Below are 2965 nucleotides of genomic sequence, written 5' to 3' on the forward strand. Positions count from 1 at the left end.
AAGGTGGTGCGGGTGAGGGCGCCGTTGGTGGTGAGTGGGGCTAAAGAAATGATTTTTAAATTGCCGATGTATCCTAAAATTTCCAAAAATTGTTTATATACTGCCAATATGGAAAGGAGCATTTATGTTTTGCGTCCAAAGGATTGAATATGGTGCAAACCTGTCATTTTCACCCAATTTTTCGGAAAATTCAGTTTATGTTTTATTTGATCCAGGTAATTTTGAGCAGAAACATCGAAATTTTATGAATGTGTTAAAAAGTTCAAATCGCTGCTCTCTGTTTGCAGACCTGCCAGAAGATGAATATAAATCTCTGAGACCGATGCTATTTGCGATCCAATCCCATCAGCAATGGGAAGATTTGATACGGGTGTTAAAGGAACAAATACCATTAGAACAGTTTAGAAGTTTTATGTTTATAGAAAGTAGTATTACTGATATTTATGAATTACAAAAGCATATTAAACACTATCTGACAGGTCGTTTAAAAAATGGCAGGATAGCTCTTGTACGCTTGTATGATCCGATAGTATTCTTACGCTTACAGAATATTTGGCCAGAAGATGGTATTCAAGAATTTTGGCGACCTTTCTTGGTATGGCATATTTGGGATGATATTGAAAACATAGCAATTACTTTTAGAAAGGATATAAATAATGCTTGATTTAAATTGCAGCTATTTAGATGATATAGATCATGATGCAGAAAAGCAGAGAATTTTTAACAGTCTGAAGGATCTTGAGAAAGAAGAGGAGATGGAATCTCTACTAAACGATTTTTCAAAATTTTCATCACTATATAATGAAGCTGTTTTGCTAGGGTTGGAATATGCAATTAAAGACTACATTATTGTTTCTGCATTTTCGCCAGATGATGTAAGCCGTCCACTTAAAGAATGCCTAGGAAAAAACATTAGTGATGCATGGGGGAAAGTTGTTTCAAAAGACCAAATGTTGTGGGATTTCATTAGCGAATACAAATGGAAGCATTTGGACATGGAAACATTTGATACCATGAGACAGGGGGACTAAGTATGGCTGTTCCAGTTGCCGACGCATTTTTTTGGGTATGGCGCTATATTCTGCAGTTGTTGCATATCGTGCAAGTCAAGAATTAAGGAAAGCATACCAAAATGGAGACTCTACCTACATCGGATTAAAGGTGTCGAGTAGTATTTTTGAAGCCAAACATGAAGAAGTTAAAGTCGATCCTGTAGTATTTAATTTAGATGGCATTGTTGTTCCTGGCCTTTATCCTATAGATGTAACTGATGTTCGAACTGCCGATGGGCGACCTGTCGCTGAAAAATGAATTCGAATTTTAGCGTTGAGTGATGCAGCAACTAAAGTACTAAATGGTTTACATGATGAGCGTAGGAAGTGCAAGTGCGATTGTGTAGTAAGCCATAAGCATGAGTTGGTAAGGCGAAAATTTATGCCGAGAGCTGTGTTTTTCCAATGGTGCATTATAAATTCTAGATGCAGACTTTTCACTCATCCATAAAATAGTAGGATAACTAAATGAAAAAAATCGATTTCACTATGTATTTTATTGTTATGCATCAATCCCTCGATCGAGTATTCAAGGATATGCTGGCCTTTCAAAAAGAACACCTCCAGGAATTATTTGTATGCAACGATACGGTCACAATAAAACTGCTGACAGAACGTAGAAATATCAAAAACGGCATGGTCAATTTGAAAGGCAAAAGCTATCCGGTGATCAAGACCAGTAAAAACTACAATCACAACTATAAAGACAAATACGTCGAGTTTCCTCTGCCTCTTACCGATCTTGCACTCATGAAGGATTTTGCACTGACTTCGGAAGAAGTACGGCATGTGCCCGAGATATTCGACCTTAACTGGCTGAATGTGTCCTATAAGGAATGGCATAAATATGAGGATAAACATCATCCAATAGAAAAACGACACGGTTTGTTTAAGCTAGATTTACTCCCAAGAGCTGATGGTTCGGTTGTTTCAGGACATTATTTTTTGATGAATGAATCCGACATTGATAAAGCCTTGATAAAAGAATGGATATTCTTTTATTTGGATAAATATCTGCCACATTGCCGGTTTCGAGGAATAAACCGCTTTTACCCTTCGAGAGTCCGGCCATTTTCCCTTTACAAAAAACGGATGGCTTTAGAATGGTTTTCCTTTCTACCTGCCGAAATCTTGCCAGAGGAAGTACCCAGTGCAAACGAGGTTATCTATCTTCCGAATAGAGGCAGTATCATTATTAGCACCGAGCAGCCCTACGACTTTGAGAACCCTGAAATGCGTAAAGTGGCTGCCGTCATCGAACAAGAGCTTCACCATTTAGGATTGCTGCCTATTGTGAATCATGTGGGCATTCCTCAAATTAGTGATTTACCCTTTATCAGCCGTGAGCAGCGCCTTAAAAACATGAGTCGGGGAAGCGGGATATAGGCAAACAAAATGCGGGAACCTTCTGCCCGCATTTTTTTGTTTTTATTAAGTATAAGTTGGATTAAAAGCCCAAAGATCTCAACCTGTTTGATGGTGAAATAAAAGATTGCACTGTCCGTATAAAAAAGGAATAACCATGATAGGTTCATTACTTCGCAGTATACACTTCAAATCCTTTCTTATCGTTATAAGCGTTATGGCTTTGTTATTGGGTGCCGCCCGACTGTCGGCGCAGGAGAAAATCATGCCGCAGGAAGTCACTTTGCAATTGGGCAAAAAAGGGCCGGAAAGCTTCAAGAAGGCAGGAGCGGTGGCGGATCACCATACCGCAGGCGAACTGGTCGGCTTTTTAGATTTGAAGTGGCCGTCGAAACAATTGGGAGTTGTCACCATCCGCCATGGCGGCCATGACCTGACTATTCCGCATACTTTTACCGCCATGGGATCGGTACGTTCCGAACCCGAGGGAGAGGGAGTAAATGATATTGTTTTAAACAGCGGCATCAGTGCCGGCGAACTTATCCGCC

At 39.7% G+C, this 2965-nt stretch carries 4 protein-coding genes and 1 pseudogene; all 5 read left to right on the forward strand.

Annotated elements, in window-relative coordinates:
* The first annotated feature begins 124 nt into the window (after nt 1-124).
* The gene (locus tag HMPREF2700_RS06760; RefSeq protein ID WP_070591122.1) at nt 125-664 is read left to right on the forward strand and encodes a DUF4123 domain-containing protein; all 540 of its coding nucleotides are present in this window, start codon (nt 125-127) and stop codon (nt 662-664) included.
* Nucleotides 657-1031, forward strand: coding sequence for a hypothetical protein (locus tag HMPREF2700_RS06765; RefSeq protein ID WP_070591123.1), 375 nt, complete (start codon nt 657-659; stop codon nt 1029-1031). The genes HMPREF2700_RS06760 and HMPREF2700_RS06765 overlap by 8 nt, the downstream gene beginning before the upstream one ends.
* Before the next feature lie 37 nt (nt 1032-1068).
* Nucleotides 1069-1311, forward strand: coding sequence for a hypothetical protein (locus HMPREF2700_RS06770; protein ID WP_070591125.1), 243 nt, complete (start codon nt 1069-1071; stop codon nt 1309-1311).
* A 209-nt stretch (nt 1312-1520) separates the two neighbouring features.
* Nucleotides 1521-2438, forward strand: coding sequence for an Imm52 family immunity protein (locus HMPREF2700_RS06775; protein ID WP_070591126.1), 918 nt, complete (start codon nt 1521-1523; stop codon nt 2436-2438).
* A gap of 136 nt (nt 2439-2574) precedes the next feature.
* Nucleotides 2575-2965: pseudogene (locus HMPREF2700_RS06780) on the forward strand (hypothetical protein); the annotation flags it as partial.

It is taken from the genome of Neisseria sp. HMSC068C04 (assembly GCF_001810105.1).
Lineage (GTDB): Bacteria > Pseudomonadota > Gammaproteobacteria > Burkholderiales > Neisseriaceae > Neisseria > Neisseria flavescens_B.

Excerpts from the sequence above, each read along its gene's own strand:
- HMPREF2700_RS06760 (WP_070591122.1), top strand. The coding sequence starts at position 125 with ATGTTTTGCGTCCAAAGGATTGAATATGGTGCAAACCTGTCATTTTCA.
- HMPREF2700_RS06775 (WP_070591126.1), top strand. The coding sequence starts at position 1,521 with ATGAAAAAAATCGATTTCACTATGTATTTTATTGTTATGCATCAATCC.
- HMPREF2700_RS06770 (WP_070591125.1), top strand. The coding sequence starts at position 1,069 with ATGGCGCTATATTCTGCAGTTGTTGCATATCGTGCAAGTCAAGAATTA.
- HMPREF2700_RS06765 (WP_070591123.1), top strand. The coding sequence starts at position 657 with ATGCTTGATTTAAATTGCAGCTATTTAGATGATATAGATCATGATGCA.